General features: G+C 37.9%; 17 protein-coding genes, 2 tRNA genes and 3 pseudogenes. 10 read left to right on the top strand and 12 right to left on the bottom strand.

Annotation, left to right across the window (positions count from 1 at the left end):
- Both H4J66_RS14710 and H4J66_RS14705 read left to right on the top strand, forming a co-directional pair.
- Positions 1-505 (top strand): annotated as a pseudogene (locus tag H4J66_RS14710) (hypothetical protein); the annotation flags it as partial.
- 425 nt (positions 506-930) lie between these two features.
- Complete coding sequence (locus H4J66_RS14705) at positions 931-1,143, top strand: hypothetical protein (RefSeq protein ID WP_182175760.1); 213 nt, start codon at positions 931-933, stop codon at positions 1,141-1,143.
- 12 nt (positions 1,144-1,155) lie between these two features.
- On the opposite strand, the gene uvrB is transcribed toward H4J66_RS14705, so the two are convergent.
- Both uvrB and H4J66_RS14695 read right to left on the bottom strand, forming a co-directional pair.
- Positions 1,156-3,153 carry an excinuclease ABC subunit UvrB gene (gene uvrB, locus H4J66_RS14700; RefSeq protein WP_182175759.1) on the bottom strand — a complete coding sequence of 666 codons (1,998 nt, stop codon included), beginning with the start codon at positions 3,151-3,153 and terminating at the stop codon, positions 1,156-1,158.
- Complete coding sequence (locus H4J66_RS14695; RefSeq protein ID WP_182175758.1) at positions 3,153-4,526, bottom strand: MATE family efflux transporter; 1,374 nt, start codon at positions 4,524-4,526, stop codon at positions 3,153-3,155. The genes uvrB and H4J66_RS14695 overlap by 1 nt, the downstream gene beginning before the upstream one ends.
- Before the next feature lie 569 nt (positions 4,527-5,095).
- Here H4J66_RS14695 and H4J66_RS14690 point away from each other — a divergent pair.
- Positions 5,096-5,171, top strand: a tRNA-Asn gene (locus H4J66_RS14690).
- 50 nt (positions 5,172-5,221) lie between these two features.
- Positions 5,222-5,297, top strand: a tRNA-Asn gene (locus H4J66_RS14685).
- Positions 5,298-5,579: 282 nt separating this feature from the next.
- Here H4J66_RS14685 and H4J66_RS14680 read toward each other — a convergent pair.
- The 7 genes from H4J66_RS14680 to H4J66_RS14650 form a co-directional block, all read right to left on the bottom strand.
- Positions 5,580-6,446: an NAD(P)-dependent oxidoreductase gene (locus H4J66_RS14680; RefSeq protein WP_182175757.1), complete on the bottom strand. Its 867-nt coding sequence runs from the start codon at positions 6,444-6,446 to the stop codon at positions 5,580-5,582.
- A 943-nt stretch (positions 6,447-7,389) separates the two neighbouring features.
- Positions 7,390-7,866 carry a transcription elongation factor GreA gene (gene greA, locus H4J66_RS14675; protein WP_070376488.1) on the bottom strand — a complete coding sequence of 159 codons (477 nt, stop codon included), beginning with the start codon at positions 7,864-7,866 and terminating at the stop codon, positions 7,390-7,392.
- A 118-nt stretch (positions 7,867-7,984) separates the two neighbouring features.
- Positions 7,985-11,203, bottom strand: a complete 3,219-nt coding sequence (gene carB, locus H4J66_RS14670; protein ID WP_146799304.1) for a carbamoyl-phosphate synthase large subunit — start codon at positions 11,201-11,203, stop codon at positions 7,985-7,987.
- A 31-nt stretch (positions 11,204-11,234) separates the two neighbouring features.
- Positions 11,235-12,374 (bottom strand): glutamine-hydrolyzing carbamoyl-phosphate synthase small subunit, encoded by a 1,140-nt coding sequence (carA, locus tag H4J66_RS14665; protein ID WP_182175756.1) that lies wholly within the window; start codon positions 12,372-12,374, stop codon positions 11,235-11,237.
- A gap of 267 nt (positions 12,375-12,641) precedes the next feature.
- Positions 12,642-13,445, bottom strand: a complete 804-nt coding sequence (gene dapB, locus H4J66_RS14660; protein ID WP_182175755.1) for a 4-hydroxy-tetrahydrodipicolinate reductase — start codon at positions 13,443-13,445, stop codon at positions 12,642-12,644.
- Between the two features lie 38 nt (positions 13,446-13,483).
- Positions 13,484-13,906: a hypothetical protein gene (locus H4J66_RS14655; protein ID WP_182175754.1), complete on the bottom strand. Its 423-nt coding sequence runs from the start codon at positions 13,904-13,906 to the stop codon at positions 13,484-13,486.
- Between the two features lie 143 nt (positions 13,907-14,049).
- Positions 14,050-14,673, bottom strand: a complete 624-nt coding sequence (locus tag H4J66_RS14650; protein WP_070376483.1) for an FKBP-type peptidyl-prolyl cis-trans isomerase — start codon at positions 14,671-14,673, stop codon at positions 14,050-14,052.
- 219 nt (positions 14,674-14,892) lie between these two features.
- On the opposite strand from H4J66_RS14650, the gene H4J66_RS14645 reads away from it, so the two are divergent.
- Positions 14,893-16,212, top strand: a complete 1,320-nt coding sequence (locus H4J66_RS14645; RefSeq protein WP_182175753.1) for a Na+/H+ antiporter NhaC family protein — start codon at positions 14,893-14,895, stop codon at positions 16,210-16,212.
- Between the two features lie 59 nt (positions 16,213-16,271).
- Positions 16,272-16,538, top strand: a pseudogene (locus H4J66_RS14640) (diguanylate cyclase domain-containing protein); the annotation flags it as partial.
- Between the two features lie 225 nt (positions 16,539-16,763).
- Here H4J66_RS14640 and H4J66_RS14635 read toward each other — a convergent pair.
- On the bottom strand, positions 16,764-17,222 hold the full coding sequence (locus H4J66_RS14635) for a hypothetical protein (protein ID WP_182175752.1): 459 nt from the start codon (positions 17,220-17,222) through the stop codon (positions 16,764-16,766).
- A 230-nt stretch (positions 17,223-17,452) separates the two neighbouring features.
- Between H4J66_RS14635 and H4J66_RS20825 the strand changes: the two genes are divergently transcribed.
- The 3 genes from H4J66_RS20825 to H4J66_RS14625 all read left to right on the top strand — a co-directional run bounded on the left by H4J66_RS20825 (position 17,453) and on the right by H4J66_RS14625 (position 18,390).
- Positions 17,453-17,698, top strand: coding sequence for a LysR family transcriptional regulator (locus H4J66_RS20825; RefSeq protein ID WP_182175764.1), 246 nt, complete (start codon positions 17,453-17,455; stop codon positions 17,696-17,698).
- A 138-nt stretch (positions 17,699-17,836) separates the two neighbouring features.
- Positions 17,837-17,959 carry a hypothetical protein gene (locus H4J66_RS20465; protein ID WP_259368531.1) on the top strand — a complete coding sequence of 41 codons (123 nt, stop codon included), beginning with the start codon at positions 17,837-17,839 and terminating at the stop codon, positions 17,957-17,959.
- A gap of 56 nt (positions 17,960-18,015) precedes the next feature.
- Complete coding sequence (locus H4J66_RS14625) at positions 18,016-18,390, top strand: hypothetical protein (RefSeq protein WP_182175751.1); 375 nt, start codon at positions 18,016-18,018, stop codon at positions 18,388-18,390.
- Between the two features lie 107 nt (positions 18,391-18,497).
- Here the strand turns inward: H4J66_RS14625 and H4J66_RS14620 are convergent, their stop codons facing one another.
- Positions 18,498-19,694 (bottom strand): GAF domain-containing sensor histidine kinase, encoded by a 1,197-nt coding sequence (locus H4J66_RS14620; RefSeq protein ID WP_182175750.1) that lies wholly within the window; start codon positions 19,692-19,694, stop codon positions 18,498-18,500.
- A gap of 254 nt (positions 19,695-19,948) precedes the next feature.
- Positions 19,949-20,748, bottom strand: a pseudogene (locus H4J66_RS14615) (M48 family metallopeptidase).
- A gap of 169 nt (positions 20,749-20,917) precedes the next feature.
- Between H4J66_RS14615 and H4J66_RS14610 the strand changes: the two are divergent.
- Complete coding sequence (locus tag H4J66_RS14610; RefSeq protein WP_182175749.1) at positions 20,918-21,280, top strand: hypothetical protein; 363 nt, start codon at positions 20,918-20,920, stop codon at positions 21,278-21,280.
- Positions 21,281-21,295 lie beyond the last annotated feature (15 nt).

Here is a 21,295-nt window from a genome sequence, read left to right as displayed (position 1 = left end):
TGAAGCGCCTGTTGTTGAAGCGCCTGTTGTTGAAACCACGGTTGTTACAACACCAGTAGTTGAAACAACGATCGTTGAAACGACTACGGTTGATACACCGGCAGATGAAAAGCCAGCAGTTGAAACAACGGTTGTAGAAACAACGACGGTTGAGACAACAGTGGTTGAGACAACGACTGTTGAAACAAGCAAAGCAGAAGTTCAACAAGATTTACCTTTTGATGAACCTCAAGTTGCAGAGCAAGAAGTTGAAAAGCCAAAGCGCGTTATTTCAAGAAAACCAAGCCCTAAAGTTAGCTCAAAAGCAGGGAAAGTTTCTAGTAAAGGTAGTAAGCCAGGTAAATCATCTGCGCCAATGACCAAAACAGAATCAATTACCACCATGAATGAAGTTCCTACGGACTTCGTTGCTAGTGAAGATCGTGTGAAACATGCTTCATCGGGTAAAATGGCAAGTGTATCTAACGCAGTAAGTCATAGTGGTGCAGGTCCAACTAAACCATAGACCTATATAGCGTATATATTTACCACTAGGTAAAACTAAAAAAACCAGTCATTAGACTGGTTTTTTATTGTCTACGATAGAGTAAAACACGCTTTATAAAGCGATAAAGGGTCGTTTATCGAGAGAGAAAACACCTGAGGGAGATTTAAATAGACGTTAATGGAGATGTTTACAGCGATTATAAAATTTTAAATATCATCAAACATCACATAGTTAGCGCTAAAGTACCTCTTACTTATAAAAAAAGGTTGCAAACAAAGGGTTTTAATTCCTAAAACATATAACCCTTCCGCTGAGATACTCTAAACTTAAATTGAGCTTAATGGAGTAAGATCATCGTGTGATAGTCAAGCTTCCCCTTAATCAACGCTAGATGGCTTATGAATAAAGGAGCATAAAGTTATTTAGTTTTTGAGGTAATGTATATGAGTGTTATTTGGAAGAATCATGCAAGTCGACTGGTGGAATTCGTTAATAATAATAACGAAGTTCAAGCACATCTTTATCTTGAACAGCTAATGCTGTTTCCTTTAGATATTCAAGATAAAATAATCAATGACATTAGCCGCTTGCCATATTGTAATTGTGAGTCCGTATCAAACATCATCAGCCAATATATGATGTTTGAGCTTAAGTGATGAGAAATCTATTTAACGAGATAACTGCTGTTCTCTTAATTTTGCCACTTCATCACGTAAATTAGCAGCTTGTTCAAACTCTAGATTTTGAGCATGGTTAAGCATTTCACTTTCAAGCTGCTTAATTTTTTTATCAATATCTTTAATAGAGAGTATTTTATAATCTGAAGCTTGCTCGGCTACATTTAATAAGGTGTTACTTGAAGATACCGTACCATTATGAAGTGCATCACTAATTTTGCTAATAACCCCCCGAGGCGTAATATTATTATCAAGGTTGTATTGATGTTGCATCTCACGTCTTCGTTCAGTTTCATCAATCGCTTTTTTCATAGAGCCGGTGATCTTCGCTGCATATAAAATAGCCCGACCATTAATATTACGGGCAGCACGTCCAATCGTTTGAATAAGTGAACGCTCTGAGCGTAAAAACCCCTCTTTATCTGCATCTAATATCGCCACTAAGGAGACTTCTGGCATATCTAAACCTTCACGTAACAAGTTAATACCAACGAGCACATCAAACTTACCTAGACGAAAGTCACGAATAATTTCAACACGCTCTACGGTATCAATGTCAGAATGTAAATAACGGGCTTTGACATTATGTTCATCTAAGTAATCAGTAAGATCTTCTGCCATTCGCTTGGTTAGCGTGGTCGCTAAAACACGCTCTTGTATCACAACACGTTTTCGAATTTCTGATAATAAGTCATCAACTTGTGTTTCGACGGGACGAACTTCGATGATAGGATCAAGCAAGCCCGTTGGACGCACTAATTGCTGAGCAATTTCATTGCCTGACTTTTCAATCTCGTAATTACTCGGTGTCGCTGAAACATAAATAGTTTGTGGCGCTAACGCTTCAAATTCATCAAACTTCATCGGACGGTTATCCAATGCAGATGGCAAACGAAAGCCATAGTTCACTAAGTTTTCTTTACGAGATCGATCGCCTTTATACATAGCACCTATTTGCGGCACGGTGACATGCGATTCATCAATAATTAATAAACCATCGTCAGGTAAATAATCAAATAAAGTCGGAGGTGCTTCCCCTTCTCCACGCCCTGATAAGTAACGAGAATAATTTTCAATACCCGAGCAGTACCCCAGCTCTGTCATCATTTCAATATCGAATTGTGTACGTTGCACGATACGTTGCTCTTCAATTAAACGATTATTATCCTTTAAGAAAGTTGCTCGTTCTTTTAACTCGATTTTTATTTTATCTATCGCTGATAAAATTTTATCTCTTGGGGTAGCGTAATGTGTTTTAGGGTATACGGTTACTCGATCTAGCGTGCGGTCAACTTGTCCGGTCAGCGGATCGAACATCGACAAGCGTTCTATTTCTTCATCGAACAATTCAACACGTAACGCCAAACGATCTGATTCAGCAGGAAATATGTCAATAACATCACCGCGCACCCGATAAGTTGCCCGTTGAAAAGCGACATCGTTACGCTTGTACTGTAATTCAGCTAAGCGTCGTAAAATATCGCGCTGGTTAATAATATCGCCAACACTAATGTGTAGCATCATCTTTAAATACGAGTCGGGATCACCCAAACCATAAATAGCAGACACTGAAGCGATAATGATAACATCTCTACGCTCTAACAAAGCTTTGGTAGCCGACAAGCGCATTTGTTCGATATGTTCGTTTACAGAGGCGTCCTTCTCTATAAAAGTGTCTGTTGTTGGCACGTAAGCTTCTGGTTGATAATAATCATAATAAGAAACAAAGTATTCGACCGCATTATTTGGAAAGAACTCTTTCATCTCACTATAAAGTTGTGCAGCAAGGGTTTTATTGGGGGCAATCATCATTGTTGGACGATTTAAGGTTGCAACAACATTCGCAATAGTAAAGGTTTTTCCTGAGCCAGTAACACCTAATAGCGTTTGATGCGCTAAGCCATCTCCAATACCATCAACTAACTGTTTAATCGCTGCTGGTTGGTCACCATTAGGGGTGTAATCTGACTTTAAATCCATTGATTTCATTAAGAAACATCCTTTGCTTGGGTAAGTTCATGCGGAAATTGTTTATCAAATAAACGGTATGAGATTATCGCCATAATAAAATTGCCAAAGACTCCACCAATAAAAAATCCTTCAAGACCATAATAAACACTACCTAAATAGGCTAAAGGCACATAACAAACAAAAAGTCGGATAGCGCTAAGCACTAATGCGACTAAAGGCTTATGAAGTGCATTAAAAGAAGAATTAGTTAAAATAATGACGCCTTGAAAACCATAACCTATGGGAAGTATCCAAATAAAAAGTACAATAATATCTGCTACCGCTTGTTCTTTAGAAAAAACATCAGCGATAAATGGCGCAATTAACACCAATAGTAAATAAATAAGTAATTGTAATACCATGATAAAATTTATTGATGCTTTATAGCTTTTCTCAACCCTGTGCATATTACCAGCACCAAAATTTTGGCTAATAAAAGGAGGTAAAGTCATCGACATAGCCAGCACAACTAAACAAGCTATAGATTCAATACGAGAGCCAACACCAAAGGCTGCAACAGCCGACTCACCATAATTGGCTACAATAGCGGTTAAAATAGCAGCGGCTATTGGCGTAAGCATATTAGCCCCCGCTGCGGGTAAACCGATATGTAAAATACCTCGACTCGACGCAATAAATGTTTTCAAAGGTAACAGCGTAGTGTGAATTAATTGTCGCTTGATACCAACAATATATAAAACCAGTAAAAGTCCAAAAACCCAAGAGATTAGCGTCGCAATAGCCGCACCTTGTATTCCCATGGCCGTTATAGGACCTAATCCAAAAATAAAAATAGGATCTAATATCGCATTAATTAAACCGGCACTACCCATAATTATACTTGGCGTTTTGGTATCACCGGATGCTCTTAAAATAGCGTTACCTATCATAGGTCCAATCAAACAAATACTGCCAATAAACCAGATATCCATGTATTGATGAATAAGCGGTAATAAACTTTCACTCGCTCCCAGTAATAAAAAGGTTTCATCAATAAAATAATAACCAACACAAGATATAATACCGACAATTATTGCCGCTAAATATATCGCTGCTGTACCCGAATTTTTTGCAGAGTCATCATTACCTTTACCTAAGGCTTTGGCAATAACGGCTGACGTGCCAATACCCAAACCTATGGTTAAACTAATCACGGTAAAGGTAATAGGAAAGGTAAAACTGATTGCTGCGAGAGGTTGTGTACCGAGTAAACCAACGAAAAAAGTATCAACCAAGTTAAAAGTCATTAACAAAACCATACCGTATATCATAGGTATCGTCATACGTTTAATGGTTTCTGCAACAGGGTCTTCGAGTAAATTGATTTTTTTCTTTTTATTTATTTCGGTCATTTAAAGGTAGCTTTTGCTTGTCTTTGCAGGAAAATAGCAAAGTATTGTAAAAGATACTGATAAGACTCGCTATGTATATATTTTATTTCAACTTCATTTTAATTGTTTATATAAATTTAATGTTAAAAAGAAATAAATAATAACGTTGAAATATCTTTACTTTTGTATAACTCACTGCAATTGGGTATAAAAACTGACATTGAACAAAAATCACACTAAGATAGTAAAGTAGTTAACAAAACAAGCTAAATCATTGTTATTAAAACGAAAAGACAAATCACTTTTATATAGCCATTTAGCTGTAACGTGCATTCTTCACCCAAGTTATACTTTTTTACACTTTAACTCACAAAGTTATCCACAGATTCAGTGGATAACTTTGTGTAATAGTAACTTATATAGCCCAAGTGTAAAAAAAGCACTGAACTTGAAGATAAAGCAGACTGAGTGTCGACAAAACAAGCAAACAAACAAAATAATGATTTATTTCTACATTTTGTGTTGACAGTTCCGTCACGGACATTTAATATCTCGCCCCGTTAGCCAAGACCCTTGGCAAAAAAAACAATTCCTCAATAGCTCAGTTGGTAGAGCAACGGACTGTTAATCCGTTTGTCCCTGGTTCAAGTCCAGGTTGAGGAGCCAAATTAAGATAAGTGGCTTTGCATGTTAAAGTGGCTTTAGAAAAGAACAATTCCTCAATAGCTCAGTTGGTAGAGCAACGGACTGTTAATCCGTTTGTCCCTGGTTCAAGTCCAGGTTGAGGAGCCACATAAGATAAGCCTGCAATTATTTGCAGGCTTTTTTTTACACTAAATTTAATGATCTGAGTAAGCTCAATAGCTCAGTTGGTAAAGTAACAGACTGTGCTTATATAAAGTCAGCGTTTGTCCCTGGTTCAAGTCCATAGCTAAAGAAAGAGCTAAGGAGCCACATAAGATAAGCCTGCAATTGTATGCGTGCAGGCTTTTTTTTACACTAAATTTAATACGTTAAATAGACTAATAGTGTTTTTGGCTATCTTCATTGTCAGACAGCTAGCAAGTTAACTTGTTAATCATCTAGACGGGCGATCAAGCTAGATGTATCCCAACGGCTGCCGCCTTTTTTCTGTACCTCTTCATAATAACCGTCTAATTGTTTAGTAATGGTTAAGTCAGCGCCGATCTTTTCTGCTTCACTGAACGCCATAGCTAAGTCTTTTCTCACCCAATCGACGGCAAAGCCAAAATCAAATTCTCTAGCACACATCGTTTTACCACGATTATCCATTTGCCATGAACCTGCTGCACCTTTAGAAATAGTCTCTATTAGCTTATCAGTATCCAGACCTGCCTTCTGAGCAAAGTTAAGGCCCTCTGCTAAGCCTTGTACGGTGTTTACAAAACATATTTGATTAACCATCTTAGCTAACTGACCCGAGCCTACCTGCCCCATTAATTGACTAAAACGGGCATAAGCATCCATAACAGGTTTTACTTGTTCAAAAATAGTCAAGTCACCACCGGCCATAACCGTTAGTACACCATTCTCTGCGCCTGCTTGACCACCGGATACGGGTGCATCGATAAAGTGCTTGTTTTCCAATTTTGCCAGAGCATCAAGATCTCTTGCCAGCTCTGCTGAAGCGGTAGTGTGATCGACCAAAATAGCGCCAACAGCTAAGCCAGCGAATATACCGTCATCCCCCAAAACAACTTGCCTAACATCATTGTCATTACCAACACAGGAAAAGACAATTTCGCAACCTTGGGCGGCTTCTCTTGGACTTTGAGCTAAACAGCCACCAAACTCTTTCACCCATTGTTCTGCTTTCGCAGTCGTACGGTTATAAACGCAAACGTCAAAGCCTGCCTTTTGTAAATGTCCGGCCATTGGATAGCCCATAACGCCTAAACCAACAAATGCTATTTTTTTCATATTATCTCCACGATAAATCAGCTCATAAAATCTATATTCTTCATTGATTAAATACTACGAAAAGTTGATAACAATTAATAGTAATCGTTTTATAAACATCATCTTTCTTTGTCATTAATACGATTGTAATTATTCATACTTTTTTGTAGATAACTAAAACTCCGTCATCCTGAACTCGATTTAGGATCTAGTCACTGAGGTACTTAGATACTGAAATAAATTCAGCATGACGACCTTAATAGTCTAGTAGTGCTTTTTTCTAGATAACAAAAACTCCTTCATCCTGAACTCGTTTCAGGATCTAGTCACTGAGGTACTTAGATACTGAAATAAATTCAGCATGACGACCTTGGGATCTGGTCACTTAGATACCTAGATACTGAAATAAATTCAGCATGACGACCTTAATAGTCTAGTAGTGCTTTTTTCTAGATAACAAAAACTCCTTCATCCTGAACTCGTTTCAGGATCTGGTCACGAGTTACTAAGATACTGAGATACTGAAATAAATTCAGCATGACGACCTTAGGGTCTGGTCACTTAGATACTGAAATAAATTCAGCATGACGACCTTAAGATCTGGTCACTTAGATGCTGAAATAAATTCAGTATGACGTCCTAAAGATCTGGTCACTTAGATGCTGAAATAAATTCAGTATGACAACCTTAATAGTGTGGTACTGCTTTTTTGTAGATAACAAAAACTCCGTCATCCTAAACTCGTTTCAGGATCTGGTTACTGAGGTACTTAGATACTGAAACAAGTTCAGCATGACGACCTTGGGAACTGGTCACTTAGATGCTTAGATACTGAAATAAATTCAGCATGACGACATTAAGATCTTTTGATTTAGGTACTGAAATAACAGGGCTTAACATAAAAAAGCCCATTATTTTCATAATGGGCTTGGTCTCTTGTCACTGGGTTTAATCTAGTTACGTATTAAATATATTCGACTGAAACAATCTCATATTCAACAACGCCACCAGGTATGGTGATTTCAACTTCAGAATCAACTTCTTTACCAATTAAACCACGGGCAATTGGTGAGTTTAATGAAATACGGCCGGTTTTAAAGTCGGCTTCATCATCGCCTACAATTTTATAAGTAACTTCAACTTCAGTTTCAATGTTTAATAAGGTAACTGTTGTACCAAAAAGCACTTTGCCATGATTGGGTATCTTAGTGATATCGATAACTTGAGCATTACACAGTCGACCTTCAATATCTTGAATTCGGCCTTCACAAAAGCCCTGCTCTTCTTTAGCCGCATGGTATTCTGCATTTTCTTTTAAATCACCATGTTCACGTGCAACAGCGATATCTTTAACAATACGTGGGCGTTTTTCTGTTTTTAAAACTCTAAGCTCTTCTTTCAGCTGTTCAGCACCAAGAAGTGTCATTGGATATTTTGTCATTTCTCTCTTCTTTTTAAATGATAAAGGTGGCTTACTTAAAAAGTATAACCACCCTTATATAACAATTTTTTATAAAGTATTTATCTCATAATAAATAAATGCCTTACATACTTCAATATTAATTACATTGCTTATGCAATTCTTGTATTGATGTTACCGTATTTCTATCATCAGCTGCATGAGATTGGCATGTTGCAAATGCTGCGTTCAAAGTAGTCGTGTATGCCACTTTATAGCGCAATGCTCCTCCGCGCAAGACTTTAGAATCTTCAATCGCTTTACGACCTTCTGTGGTGTTAATAATATAGCTATATTCACCATTTTTGATTCTATCAAGAATATGAGGACGGCCTTCTTGTACCTTATTAACTAAGCGACATGGAATATTAGCTTCACCTAGGATAATCGCTGTGCCATGAGTAGCATCGACGTCATAACCTAAAGCGACCAACTGTTTCGCTAAATCAACCACACGTACTTTATCACTGTTACGAACAGAGATTAACGCACGACCTGATTTAGGCACAGATACACCAGCACCTAAACAAGCTTTTGCGTATGCTTCTTCAAATGTCTTACCAACGCCCATCACTTCACCCGTAGAGCGCATTTCAGGACCAACCAAAGGATCACTACCATGAAACTTGTTAAACGGAATAACCACTTCTTTCACTGAAAAGTATGGAGGTATAATTTCTTTCGTTATCCCTTGTTCTCTTAATGATTTGCCAGCCATGACACGTGCGCCAATTTTAGCTAGTGGCACAGATGTCGCTTTAGAAACAAACGGTATGGTACGTGCAGCACGAGGGTTTACTTCAATAATGTAAACTTCGTTATCTTTAACCGCCATTTGTGTGTTCATTAAGCCAATAACGCCTAACTCAAATGCTAAGTCGGTAACCTGCTTGCGCATAACATCTTGGACTTCTTGGCTCAAGCTATAAGCTGGCAATGAACATGCTGAGTCACCTGAATGAACACCCGCTTGTTCAATGTGTTGCATAATACCGCCAACAACAACGTCAGTACCATCACAAACAACGTCGATATCGACTTCAATCGCATCATCAAGAAAATGGTCAAGCAAGACCGGTGAATCATTTGAAACACTAACAGCTTCAGTCATGTATCGACGTAAATCATCTAGGTCATAAACAATTTCCATCGCACGGCCACCTAAAACATAAGATGGACGAACAACTAATGGAAAGCCAATACCTTCAGCTTTCGCCATTGCTTCTTCTAATGACGTCACCGTAGCATTTTCTGGTTGTAATAAACCTAAGCGTTCAACGGCTTGTTGAAAACGCTCTCTATCTTCTGCTCTATCGATTGCATCAGGAGAGGTACCAATAATAGGCACTCCGGCTGCTTCTAAAGCACGCGCTAGTTTTAGCGGTGTTTGACCACCGTATTGCACAATAACGCCTTTAGGTTTTTCAATACGAACAATTTCAAGCACATCTTCAAAAGTGATTGATTCAAAATATAAACGGTCTGATGTGTCGTAATCGGTTGAAACAGTTTCAGGGTTACAATTGACCATGATAGTTTCATAACCGTCTTCGCGTAACGCTAATGCCGCATGTACACAACAATAATCAAATTCAATACCTTGACCGATACGGTTTGGACCGCCACCTAAGATCATAATTGATTCTTTATCGGTTGGGTTTGCTTCACACTCTTCATCGTAGGTTGAATACATGTAAGCTGTATCTGAACTAAATTCAGCCGCACAGGTATCAACACGTTTGTATACCGGAAAAATATTAGCTTTATGGCGTTTTTTACGCACTTCAGCTTCGGCTATACCAATTAAATCAGCAAGGCGAGAATCAGCAAAGCCTTTACGTTTAAGTTTACGTAAATAATCGGCTGTTAATATTTTTAAGCCGCCGGCAGCAACTTTAGCCTCTTCTAAAACGATATCTTCGATTTGAATAAGGAACCAACGGTCGACCATAGTTAAACGATAAATATCATCAACTGATAAACCTAAGCGAAACGCATCAGCGATATACCAAATACGGTCAGCGCCAGCTTCTTGAAGTTCGTGCATAATTTTAGTTTTAGCACCCGGCTGAGTAACATCAACCATAGAATCAAAACCATTTACGCCAACTTCTAAGCCACGTAACGCTTTTTGTAATGATTCTTGTTGGTTACGGCCAATGGCCATCACTTCGCCAACTGATTTCATTTGCGTGGTTAAACGGTCTTCACAGCCAGCAAATTTTTCAAAATTAAAACGTGGAATTTTAGTAACAACATAATCGATAGTCGGTTCAAATGACGCTGGAGTTGCGCCGCCGGTAATATCGTTAGTTAATTCGTCAAGCGTATAACCAACCGCTAATTTTGCAGCAATCTTAGCAATTGGGAAACCTGTTGCTTTTGAAGCAAGTGCTGATGAACGTGAAACACGTGGATTCATCTCGATGATAACCATGCGGCCAGTTTCAGGACAAATACCAAACTGTACGTTGGACCCGCCTGTTTCTACGCCAATTTCACGTAAAACCGCAATCGATGCATTACGCATGATTTGGTATTCTTTATCAGTTAACGTCTGTGCTGGAGCAACCGTAATAGAATCACCGGTATGAATACCCATAGGGTCAAAGTTTTCAATCGAACAAATAATAATACAGTTATCATTTTTGTCGCGAACCACTTCCATCTCATACTCTTTCCAACCAATTAATGATTCATCAATCAATAATTCAGAAGTTGGCGAGAGATCTAATCCTCGAGTACAAATCTCATGGAACTCTTCGCGGTTATAAGCGATACCACCACCCGTGCCTCCCATGGTAAATGAAGGTCGAATGATACAAGGAAAGCCTAAAATTTTACTAGCGGCGTGTGCTTCTTCAATCGTATGAACAATTTCAGCATTTGGCGTATCTAAGCCGATTGCTTTCATGGCTTTATCGAAACGAGAACGATCTTCAGCTTTATCAATCGCATCAGCTGTTGCACCGATCATTTCAACATTAAATTCTTTTAATACGCCTTTTGCTTCAAGTTCTAAAGCACAGTTTAAAGCTGTTTGACCACCCATAGTCGGTAAAACCGCACAAGGACGTTCTTTTTCAATGATCTTACGTACAACCTCCCAGTGAATAGGCTCAATGTAAGTTGCATCGGCCATTTCAGGGTCTGTCATGATAGTTGCAGGGTTTGAGTTAACTAAAATAACTCGGTAGCCTTCTTCACGAAGTGCTTTACAGGCTTGTGCGCCTGAATAATCGAATTCACATGCTTGACCAATAACAATTGGGCCAGCGCCTAAGATCAAGATACTTTTTAAATCGGTACGTTTTGGCATTTTTCAGTTCTCTCTATATCTTGTTTAAGGGCTAAGCTTTGGCTTCGTTCATTAAATCGATAAAATGATCAAATAATGGTGCAGCATCTGCAGGACCAGGACTTGCTTCAGGATGACCTTGAAAACTAAATGCAGGCTTATCGGTGCGATGTACACCTTGAATTGATTGGTCAAATAACGACACATGCGTTACTTTCAAATTCGCGGGCATTTTATTTTCATCAATCGCAAAACCATGGTTCTGCGCAGTTATCATCACGACATTACGTTCAAAGTCTTTCACGGGGTGGTTGCCACCGTGATGACCAAATTTCATTTTAATGGTACCCGCGCCACTGGCTAAGCCAAGAAGTTGATGACCTAAACAAATACCAAAGATTGGCGTTTGTGTTTCTAAAAATGATTGAATAGCAGAAATCGCATAATCACAAGGCTCTGGATCGCCTGGGCCATTTGATAAGAATATGCCATCTGGACTCATTGCTAAAACATCAGCGGCTGGTGTTTGTGCTGGCACTACTGTTACCTTACAACCACGGTCTACTAACATGCGCAAAATATTGCGTTTGGCACCAAAATCGTAAGCAACCACATGAAACTTCGAGTTTTCAGGGGTAATATGACCTTTTCCTAATTCCCAGCTGCCTTCTGTCCATTGATATTGTTCTTTGGTTGAAACAACTTTGGCTAAATCCATGCCTTTAAGACCTGGAAATGCTTTTGCTTGGGCTAAAGCGTCTGTTTCTGCAGCCTCAGACATTGTATCTAGTGTCATGATACAACCGTTTTGAGCGCCTTTTTCGCGAAGAATACGTGTTAGTTTGCGCGTATCAATATCAGCAATACCTAAAACATTACGTGCCTTTAGGTAGTCGCTTAAATTCTGTTCATTTCGAAAATTACTCGCTAATAGCGGTAAGTCACGAATAACTAAACCTTTTGCCCAAATAGTGTTTGATTCTTCATCTTCACTGTTGGTACCTGTATTACCTATATGCGGGTAAGTTAGGGTAATAATTTGCTCTGCATATGATGGGTCGGTAAGAATTTCTTGGTAACCGGTCATTGAAGTATTGAATACTACTTCACCAACAGCCGCTCCGTCTGCACCAATAGCGGTGCCTTTAAATACAGTGCCGTCTTCAAGCACTAAAATGGCAGATTTAGTCAATTTAACCTCCGTAAAGAAGAAAGAAGCTTAACGATGCAACTAAAAAACATCATTAAGTACAAATTACGTGTCGGCTGTTTCCTAATGAAACACCCATAAAAAATGCCAAAAATTTCGTTATTACTAACAGAACTACTAAATTTTTGACAAAATCCACTTATTTTACGCTTGTATCACATATTCGTCTAGCGATAATTGTAAAAACTAAGCGTTTAATTGAATATTCGGTTAAAACAGCCAAAAGTAACTGTTTTCTTTAAAAATAAATTACTTCAAGCCTAAAACATCTTGCATATCATAAAAGCCATTATCTGCTTCACTTAACCAGAATGCGGCTCTCATAGCACCTAATGCGAAAGTCATTCTTGAACTTGCGCGATGGGTGATTTCTAACCGCTCACCAATATCAGCAAAAAAAGCGGTGTGTTCTCCAACGATATCTCCAGCTCTAACTGTCGCAAAACCTATGGTCTCTTTATCACGTTCACCTGTGATACCTTCACGACCATAAACAGCCACTTTATTTAAGTCTCTACCTAAAGTGTCTGCTATAACCTGCCCCATTTTTACTGCGGTACCCGATGGAGCATCTTTCTTAAATCTATGGTGTGCTTCAAATATTTCTATATCAGTATAGTCACCAATTGCTTTTGCGGTAACTTCTAGTAGTTTAAACATTAAATTAACACCGACACTGGTATTTGGCGCTAAAATCACCGGCATAAGTTCGCCTGCTTTTTCAATAATACTCACTTGCTCGTCACTGAAGCCCGTAGTACCAATAACGAGTGCTTTATGATGTTGTTGACACCATTTAAGATTATCTAAAGTGGTTTCAATAGCCGTAAAATCAATAAAAACATCAGCATCGAGTAAGTCGTTTAAGTTAGTTGCTGTTTTTTGGCCAATAGCGCCAATACCAGCGAGTTCGCCTAAGTCAAAATTAACAAACGATGAAGACGCTCGAACCGTGCCACCGACAAGTTCAATAGACTTATGCTCAACGGCTGCTTGAATTAAGTTACGGCCCATACGGCCGCTGCATCCTAAAATGGCTACTTTTACTTTCATTTTAATCTCTATAAATTTATTTTATCTACTAGATCACTTTAGCGTACTAACGCTAATGGCAATGCTAATTCAATACTATTGGATAAATCGTGTGAAACCACACTCATTATTTTAAACTGCTCATCTATCTTAACGACATGAAAAAATGCGGTAAAATCAGCAAAAACTTGATCTTTGTCATCAAAAAAAGCCCAATCAACACATATATCGATAGACGAATTATCTGCATAATTATAACTTGCTGAAGTTGGTATTATCTTTTGGGTTTTTGCATGCGTTAAAACCGTAAAGATATCTTTAAACTCTTGATTAAAACTTTCACTATTCACTAAATAAGCAATTTTATCAGGGGTATGTAATGTACAAGGTAAATGATAACAAGCGCGGGCTGCCTTTAAATCACAATGTTCAAAGGCAGTAATATAATCTTTAAATAATTTGATCAGTGCTTGCTCTAACATACATCCCTACTTGATTGCTTTGTCATGGTTAATCACTACGGGTTTATATTTTATCATTTTAGCGTATTCGTCGTTCTTTGCCATCTATGGCGTCACAACATACGGGCATAAAAAAGCCCTCAACGGAGGGCTTTAAAAACTAATTAGCTAACAATTGCTAATAATTCAACTTCAAATACTAACGTTGAATAAGGTGGTATAGCACCTTGTGAGCCTTGCTCACCGTATGCCAAGTGGTAAGGAACGTATAAACGCCACTTAGAACCTTCGGTCATTAACTGTAATGCTTCAGTCCAACCTGGGATAACACCACCAATTGGGAATTCAGCAGGTTGACCGCGATCTACAGAACTATCAAAAATGTCGCCATTGATGAAAGTACCATGATAATGAGTACGAACTGTGCTTGCTGCTGTTGGCTTCTCGCCATCACCTGTTGCTAAAACTTCATATTGAAGGCCAGATTCAGTAACAGTTACTTCATCACGCTTAGCATTTTCAGCTAAGAATTTTTCACCTTCAGCTGACATTTCTTTAGCTGCGGCTTGTTCTAACTCTTGCATTTTTTTAGAAACAACAGAAAACGCGGCATTTAAATCTTCGTCTGATACTTGGCTTGCTGAATTAGCAATAGCATCAGCCAAACCTGCTTGTACAGCAGATACGTCAAATTCTTTAAAAGGGTTATTGCGTAATTGATCACCTAATTGACGACCTACGCCGTAACTTACACGTTGCTCAATAGTTTCAAATGTATTCTCTGACATGATATTCCTTATGTTTTCGCCGACACAGTTATTGTGTAAAATGGCAATTAGATAAAAATTCGCGATAGGATAACATAAACAGCTACTGGTCTGTAGCTTGAACTTAAGACATTTGGTTATTTTATATAATTTCCGGTTATGGCTATGCTTTCGTTATTATTTTGCTATCGATTTAGTTTACGATAGACTAGCGTTAACTTAATGTTAAAGATAAATTTTATGAATAAAGATATCGTTATTTCTTCTCCAGAGAAACGTTTACTTAGCCTGTTACCTTTTGGGGTTTTTCTCGGTTTATTTCTTGGCACCGGTATTGTCCTTACCTTACAAGGCGTTGAGTTTGCTTTTTATCAACTCCCCGCCAGCATCGCTATTATTCCAGCCATTTTAGTGGCTATATATTTAGGTAAAGACAGTATTAATGATCAAGTGAGCCAATTTATTTCTGGAGCTGGTCATGCAAACATTATTACTATGTGTGTTATTTATCTACTCGCTGGTGCTTTTGCAACAGTTGCCAAGACAACCGGGAGTGTTGATGCTAGCGTTCAGCTAGGTTTATCTTTTTTCCCTGATTACTTACTACTGCCGGGCTTATTTTTAGTTGCGGCTTTTATTGCTACTGCCATGGGTACTTCAATGGGCACCATCGCTGCGATTGCGCCAGTTGCATTAGGCTTTATAGAGTCTGCCGATTTAGACGCTTCAATTGTTGCTGGCTGTATTATTTCAGGCGCTATTTTTGGCGATAATTTATCAATAATATCTGACACCACCATAGCATCGACGCGCAGTCAGGGTGCGCACATGAAAGATAAATTTAAAGTCAATTTTAAATTTGCCGTACCTGCGGCAATTTTATGTCTCATTATTTATGCTTCAATGGGAATAACGATTCCACATGAACAAACCCAAGATATTAACGTACTTGGCTTATTACCCTATTTGGTGATACTAACGTTAGCGTTGATGGGTCTTAATGTGTTTGTAGTATTAGTTGTTGGTATTATCCTCGCGGCTGCAATAGGCATGTACGACAATGGCTATCAATTATCGGCATGGGTCAGTGATATCAATGCTGGCTTTGCTAGTATGCAAGACATTTTTATTCTTTCGCTGTTTATTGGTGGTTTAAGCGAACTGATCAAACGCCAAGGAGGCTTAGCCGCGCTAACCCATGCAATTGAGCACTTTGCGCGAAAGCTCAACCCCAACAATAAAAAACGTGCCGCCGGTTTAGGTATCGCTTCGTTAGCATTTACTTGTAACTTTTTTACCGCAAATAATACAGTATCAATTATTGTTACTGGTGAAACAGCGAAAGAATTAGCAGAAGATGGACAAGTCAGCCCAGCACACTCGGCAAGCTTATTAGATATTTACGCTTGTATTAACCAAGGATTACTGCCTTATGGCGCGCAAGCTCTTCTGCTAGGGGCAACCTTGAAAATATCACCTATTGAAGTGGTATCAAGTGCTTTTTATCCGATGATCTTGCTAGTTGTCGCCAGTATTGCTTTTTGGCGTATCACTAAGTAGCTTGCTAATAGTCGGCTTGCGTTACTCTCTTCTAGATTCTTAAGTGAGTAACTCGATTAGGGGGTGATGAATTTGCCATTATATTAAAAGACGTTGTTTGTATTAGTGAAATTAATGAGGTAACCGAGCGTATTTTAACTAAAATGAACGAATCCTATATTATTGATAAGTTATCTTTATATTGCCACGCAAGTGTTGGAGTGGCATGGAATAAAGATAAAACTAGCTCACCGGAATCACTGATGCAACAAGCTGATTCGGCTATGTACCAAGCGAAGAGCAAAGGTAAGCAAAGTTGTCATACTTTTAATTACGCAACGCACTAAATATTAGCTGTCTGCTGATATAACAGCCATTTAAGTAAGCATCACTGGTTATTGAGCAATAATTCAAGTTTGTTGGCAACAATAAAAATGCCGAGTTAATTACATAGTTTTCTCGGCACTAAACAGCAATAAATAAGACGTTATAACCTGATTATCGATAAGTAAAACACCAAAGTAGCGAAGTGCTCAACATACCGCTAGACAGCTATTTATCTGCCTTGATGATCAACATGGAAAGTCTGAAACTAATGTTTCAAATAATACCTCTTTCAAAGATTTCGTCTCTAAGTCATCAATTTTCATCGACTTGGCTATTTTAGAGACCACTTTTTTTCGGTCCTCTTCAAGAGAAATGCAAAACGCATGATCACCGTCTTTCTCTGTCAATGATGACCTCGCTGTAACACGAGTGTTGTAGGCTCTTTTGACAAAGTCACTGACTGGCGCTCGAAGATTATCAATTAGCGCCTCTGGTTTTACTACCGCACTTTCTGAAAGTAAAGATGAGTCAATAAACCCATCGATATAAAGTTTGCATGGATTAATTTCACTACGGTCGATACCTTGTTGGTATGCTTTACACGATTTAATAATTTCAGACTTAATGTCCGCAAATACTGAGCCACTTGCCAATAAAAAACAAACGAAAATAAATTTAGCTATAAAATTTTTAGTGAACTTCATTTTTAAAATTCCTTAATTCAATTAATTTTCCCGATAACCACTCGTATTAATATTCTGCAAGTCATGACAAAAACTACAATAATAGCCAACTTGAGTGCTTAACCATCCTAACCTAAGCAGTTTTATCTTTCTAGATATTTTACAACCCAAAAATAAAACAATAAAAGCTGATTGTTGTTACCTCTTTATTAGAAAAAAGTTGACAAAAAATCTAAGGATTATTATTTTTAATAGCTATAGGTAAATCATTAAGAGAACATTATGGCAAAGCTAAATATCACCACCTACAGTATTTTAATGCGATAGTAAAACATGGCAGTATTGCCCAGGCATCAAAAATTATTCATATAACTCCGCAAACGTTGAGTGCACAACTCAGTACTTTTGAAGATCAATTAGGCTACCTGTTATTTGAACGGAAAGGGAAACGTTTAGTGCTGAACGAAATGGGACGCTTGACTTATAGTTATAGCTAAGAAATCTTTAGTTTAGGAGACGAATTACTTTATTCACTTAAAAATCACTCAGCAGATTTTGCTTCCCGCTTTTCAATAGGTGTTACAGATGTGATAGCAAAAGTATTTTCTTTTCATTTCCTTAAGCAAATTTATACCATGGATAGTTCAATAAAATTAATCTGTAAGGAAACGAGTTTAGAGGTATTACTTGGAGAGTTGGCGATGAATAAATTAGACGCGATATTAACTGATACTCCCCTGCCTAGACTTCCCCATTAAAGGCATATAGCCATGCTATCGGAAAAAGCGGTTTTAGCTTTTTTGCTCACCAAAATTTGGCTGATAAATTACAGGCTAACTTTCCTCACTCACTCGATGGACAATCATTTTTCATTGCTGGTGAAGGTACAAATCAACGTTTAAGTGTACTTTCTTGGTTTAATCAATTGAGTATCTCGCCATTAGTTATTGGAGAGTTTGATGATTCGATATTAACTAAGTATTTTGGTCAGGAGGGTTATGGTGTTTTTTGTGCTCCAACAATTATTGAAGTTCACGTTATAGAACAGTTTAACGTGAGCATTATCGGCAAAACCAATGATATAACTGAACATTACTACTTGATCTCTCCCGAACGTAAAGTCAAACATCCAGCCGTTCAACATTTATTAACCGAAGGCAAAAAGCTATTTAAACAACCAATGGCTTAGGTTTATTAAACAGTTAACAAAATAAAGCCCCTAGATGGGGCTTGGTAACCGTCTTTATTTTTTCAAGATGTATACTATGCTAAAATCCTCATTAGTTTAGTTAATTATTATTCAGCAGTTTTTGGAAAATTAAGAATTAATTTAGCACCACCAGTATAGGTTTTATCTAGAGATAGATAACCTCGCTGCTTGCGGGCAAAATCACCACATAAGCTTAAACCTAAGCCATGACCTGATTCACCTTGAGTACCGCGCTGACTAGCAACACAATCAATAAAGAGTTGGTCTTGTATATCTTGAGGAACACCTTCACCGGTGTCTGTTATAACCAGTTTAACCTGGCCATCACTAGATTTAGCTTCAATGTCGATACTGCCATGTTCTGGCGTATATTTAATGGCGTTTGCTAATAAATTACGAATAATAGTTTTTGTTAAATTAACGTCCGCCATCACAGTAGTATTTTCATTGATGTCGAGTTTAATACTGATTTTTTTTAAATTGAAACTTTCTGCCATCAAGTCGAGCGTTTCTGTTATCAGAGGCTTTAACGCGGTCGTTTTTAATTCAGCATGAACCGCGCCTAACTGATTACGCGACCATTGAAGAATTTCGTCTAGTAGCTGATAAAAAGTCAGTGATGACTCTAAAATGCCATCAGCCATTTCAGCAATAAGCTCAGGCTCAAGGGTGTCTGCATTTTCATGCAAAATTTTTGATAACCCTAAAATACCATTAAAAGGAGAGCGTAAATCATGAGACAAAATGGCAAATGTTTTTTCTTGATCTGCTTGCATTCGCTCTAACTGACGGTTACGCAGCCTTAGTTCTAATTGGCTAACCACTTGTTTTGCTAGTGTATTTAATGCTAATTGTTGTTTTTCATCCAGTTTATGGGGAACTGTATCAATAACACATAAGGTACCGATAGGCATGCCGTTTGTACTGACCAGAGGTGTTCCCGCATAAAAACGAATATCTGGAGCACCTGTTACCAACGGGTTATCGACAAAGCGTTCATCCGCTAAGGTATCAGGTACTTCAAAGATGTCATCTTGTAAAATAGCATGTGAACAAAAAGCGATATCCCTTGGCGTTTCCTGAGTATTAAGACCTACTCGAGATTTAAACCACTGGCGGTCTTTGTCGACAAGAGAGATGAGAGAAATAGAAGTACCACAAATGGCGCTAGCCAACTGTGTAAGTTCATCGAGCACCTTTTCATCTTCAGTGTCTAATACTTCATATCTGAGTAATTCATCAATACGTTGTAATTCTTCGGGGTGCAGATCAGCACTTATCATAATACGCAAATCCTTAGGGTGCGTTAACTACGTTAATAGGAAAAACAGAAAATTACATTCAACTATATTCCAATGACTATAGCGTATTTTACAATTTTAAGTTCTGATATGTAACAGTTTAAACAAAAACCAATCACATTTGTCGCTGTGTCACTAAATCCAGCCATCAATATAATTAAAATAATGTCTCTACAATTAGAGGGCAGAAGAATCAATTACTACTGTATTTGAGCCTAAAGACTCTATACAAGTCTTTAAATATTCTGTGGTTTTTTACAGCTGGGTGCGTTACTAGCCTTATAATAAGCTTGGGACTTAGGCAAATGTTCTGTTAACTGATTAATACGGGTTTCATTTGATGGGTGTGTTGACATAAATTCTAGTGGTGAACCGTTTGAAAGTTTAGCCATGTTTTGCCACAAACTTATAGCTGCCGATGGTTCAAATCCTGATTTTGCCATTAAGTCTTGTCCAACTATATCAGCTTCACTTTCATGGGTACGTCCATAGGGCATTAATATACCGTATTGTAACCCTAAGCCTAAACCAGACATCCACAAGTTGCGGTTTTCAACATTTCCAACGGATAGGGCCGTATCGACAACAGCCATACCTGTTTGAGAAATTTTACTAGATGACATCCTTTCATTAGAATGATGTTCAATAACATGCCCAACTTCATGACCAATAATTGCCCCAAGTTGATTTTGATTTTCGGCAACTTTTAAAATCCCCGTATAAACACCAATCTTACCGCCGGGTAAAGCAAATGCATTGACTTGTTCAGAGTCAAAAACAACGACTTCCCACTCTCCTTTATGAGCAGATTTAGGCACGTTTTTAGTGATTGCTTTCGCGACACATTGTACGTAATTATTTACCGCAATATCACTGCTGATTTTTTCTTCATTTGTTCAAACGAACTAGCACCCATTTTATTGAGATCTGAACTTGAGAAAAGCGTTATTTGATTACGTCCAGTTGAAGATTTTGCACAGTTTGCTAAAACAATAAACGCAGCAAGTGTTAATAAGAGGGTAGCTTTATTATTCACGATATTTCCTTACGTGAAATTTTCAAATGAAATCTAACAGGTACTCTAAGGAATGTTGGCAAACAATTCGACTGTTAAAATAAAATTTATTGATAATATTTATTAGAACTTGCAAGTCCCGCAACAAGCGTGACAAAATTATTAATAATTATCATTTTTTAGAATTTATATGAAATATCGGTTAACACCAGCACTATTCAATAATATTGCCATTACTTGTTCTTCATATCGCTGGAAATTACTAGCGTGGAGCGGTTTCTCGTTTGCACTATTTTTTATGTTAAGTAAGCAAATTGAGCAAAGCACCCCTATTGTCTTGGTGTGGTTCGCTATATTTATTTTATTTGCGGCTTTACAAACCTTAGTGGTAGCCAGTTTTATTTTCTTCTTTGTGACTTTACAATCAAATAAACAAGAGAATAAACCGTGGCGAAAGTTTTATTCAACAATCGAATGGTGTGAGGCCATTATTTTTACCGTTATTTTACCTTTACCTATGCTGTTATTTGTTTACGCATTGATTGTTATTTAACCGGCTATTTATTAT

Source organism: Colwellia sp. MB3u-55, assembly GCF_014076785.1.
GTDB lineage: Bacteria > Pseudomonadota > Gammaproteobacteria > Enterobacterales > Alteromonadaceae > Colwellia_A.
The sequence above is the reverse complement of the archived record's forward strand: the minus strand, read 5'-3'. Positions and strand labels throughout refer to the sequence as shown.

Coding starts and splice junctions, on each gene's coding strand:
- H4J66_RS14650 (WP_070376483.1), bottom strand. CDS start 14,673: ATGTCAGAGAATACATTTGAAACTATTGAGCAACGTGTAAGTTACGGC.
- dapB (WP_182175755.1), bottom strand. CDS start 13,445: ATGAAAGTAAAAGTAGCCATTTTAGGATGCAGCGGCCGTATGGGCCGT.
- greA (WP_070376488.1), bottom strand. CDS start 7,866: ATGACAAAATATCCAATGACACTTCTTGGTGCTGAACAGCTGAAAGAA.
- H4J66_RS14620 (WP_182175750.1), bottom strand. CDS start 19,694: ATGATAAGTGCTGATCTGCACCCCGAAGAATTACAACGTATTGATGAA.
- H4J66_RS14655 (WP_182175754.1), bottom strand. CDS start 13,906: ATGTTAGAGCAAGCACTGATCAAATTATTTAAAGATTATATTACTGCC.
- H4J66_RS14645 (WP_182175753.1), top strand. CDS start 14,893: ATGAATAAAGATATCGTTATTTCTTCTCCAGAGAAACGTTTACTTAGC.
- H4J66_RS14695 (WP_182175758.1), bottom strand. CDS start 4,526: ATGACCGAAATAAATAAAAAGAAAAAAATCAATTTACTCGAAGACCCT.
- H4J66_RS14680 (WP_182175757.1), bottom strand. CDS start 6,446: ATGAAAAAAATAGCATTTGTTGGTTTAGGCGTTATGGGCTATCCAATG.
- H4J66_RS14635 (WP_182175752.1), bottom strand. CDS start 17,222: ATGAAGTTCACTAAAAATTTTATAGCTAAATTTATTTTCGTTTGTTTT.
- H4J66_RS14610 (WP_182175749.1), top strand. CDS start 20,918: ATGAAATATCGGTTAACACCAGCACTATTCAATAATATTGCCATTACT.
- H4J66_RS14705 (WP_182175760.1), top strand. CDS start 931: ATGAGTGTTATTTGGAAGAATCATGCAAGTCGACTGGTGGAATTCGTT.
- carB (WP_146799304.1), bottom strand. CDS start 11,203: ATGCCAAAACGTACCGATTTAAAAAGTATCTTGATCTTAGGCGCTGGC.
- H4J66_RS20465 (WP_259368531.1), top strand. CDS start 17,837: ATGGATAGTTCAATAAAATTAATCTGTAAGGAAACGAGTTTAGAGGTA.
- uvrB (WP_182175759.1), bottom strand. CDS start 3,153: ATGAAATCAATGGATTTAAAGTCAGATTACACCCCTAATGGTGACCAA.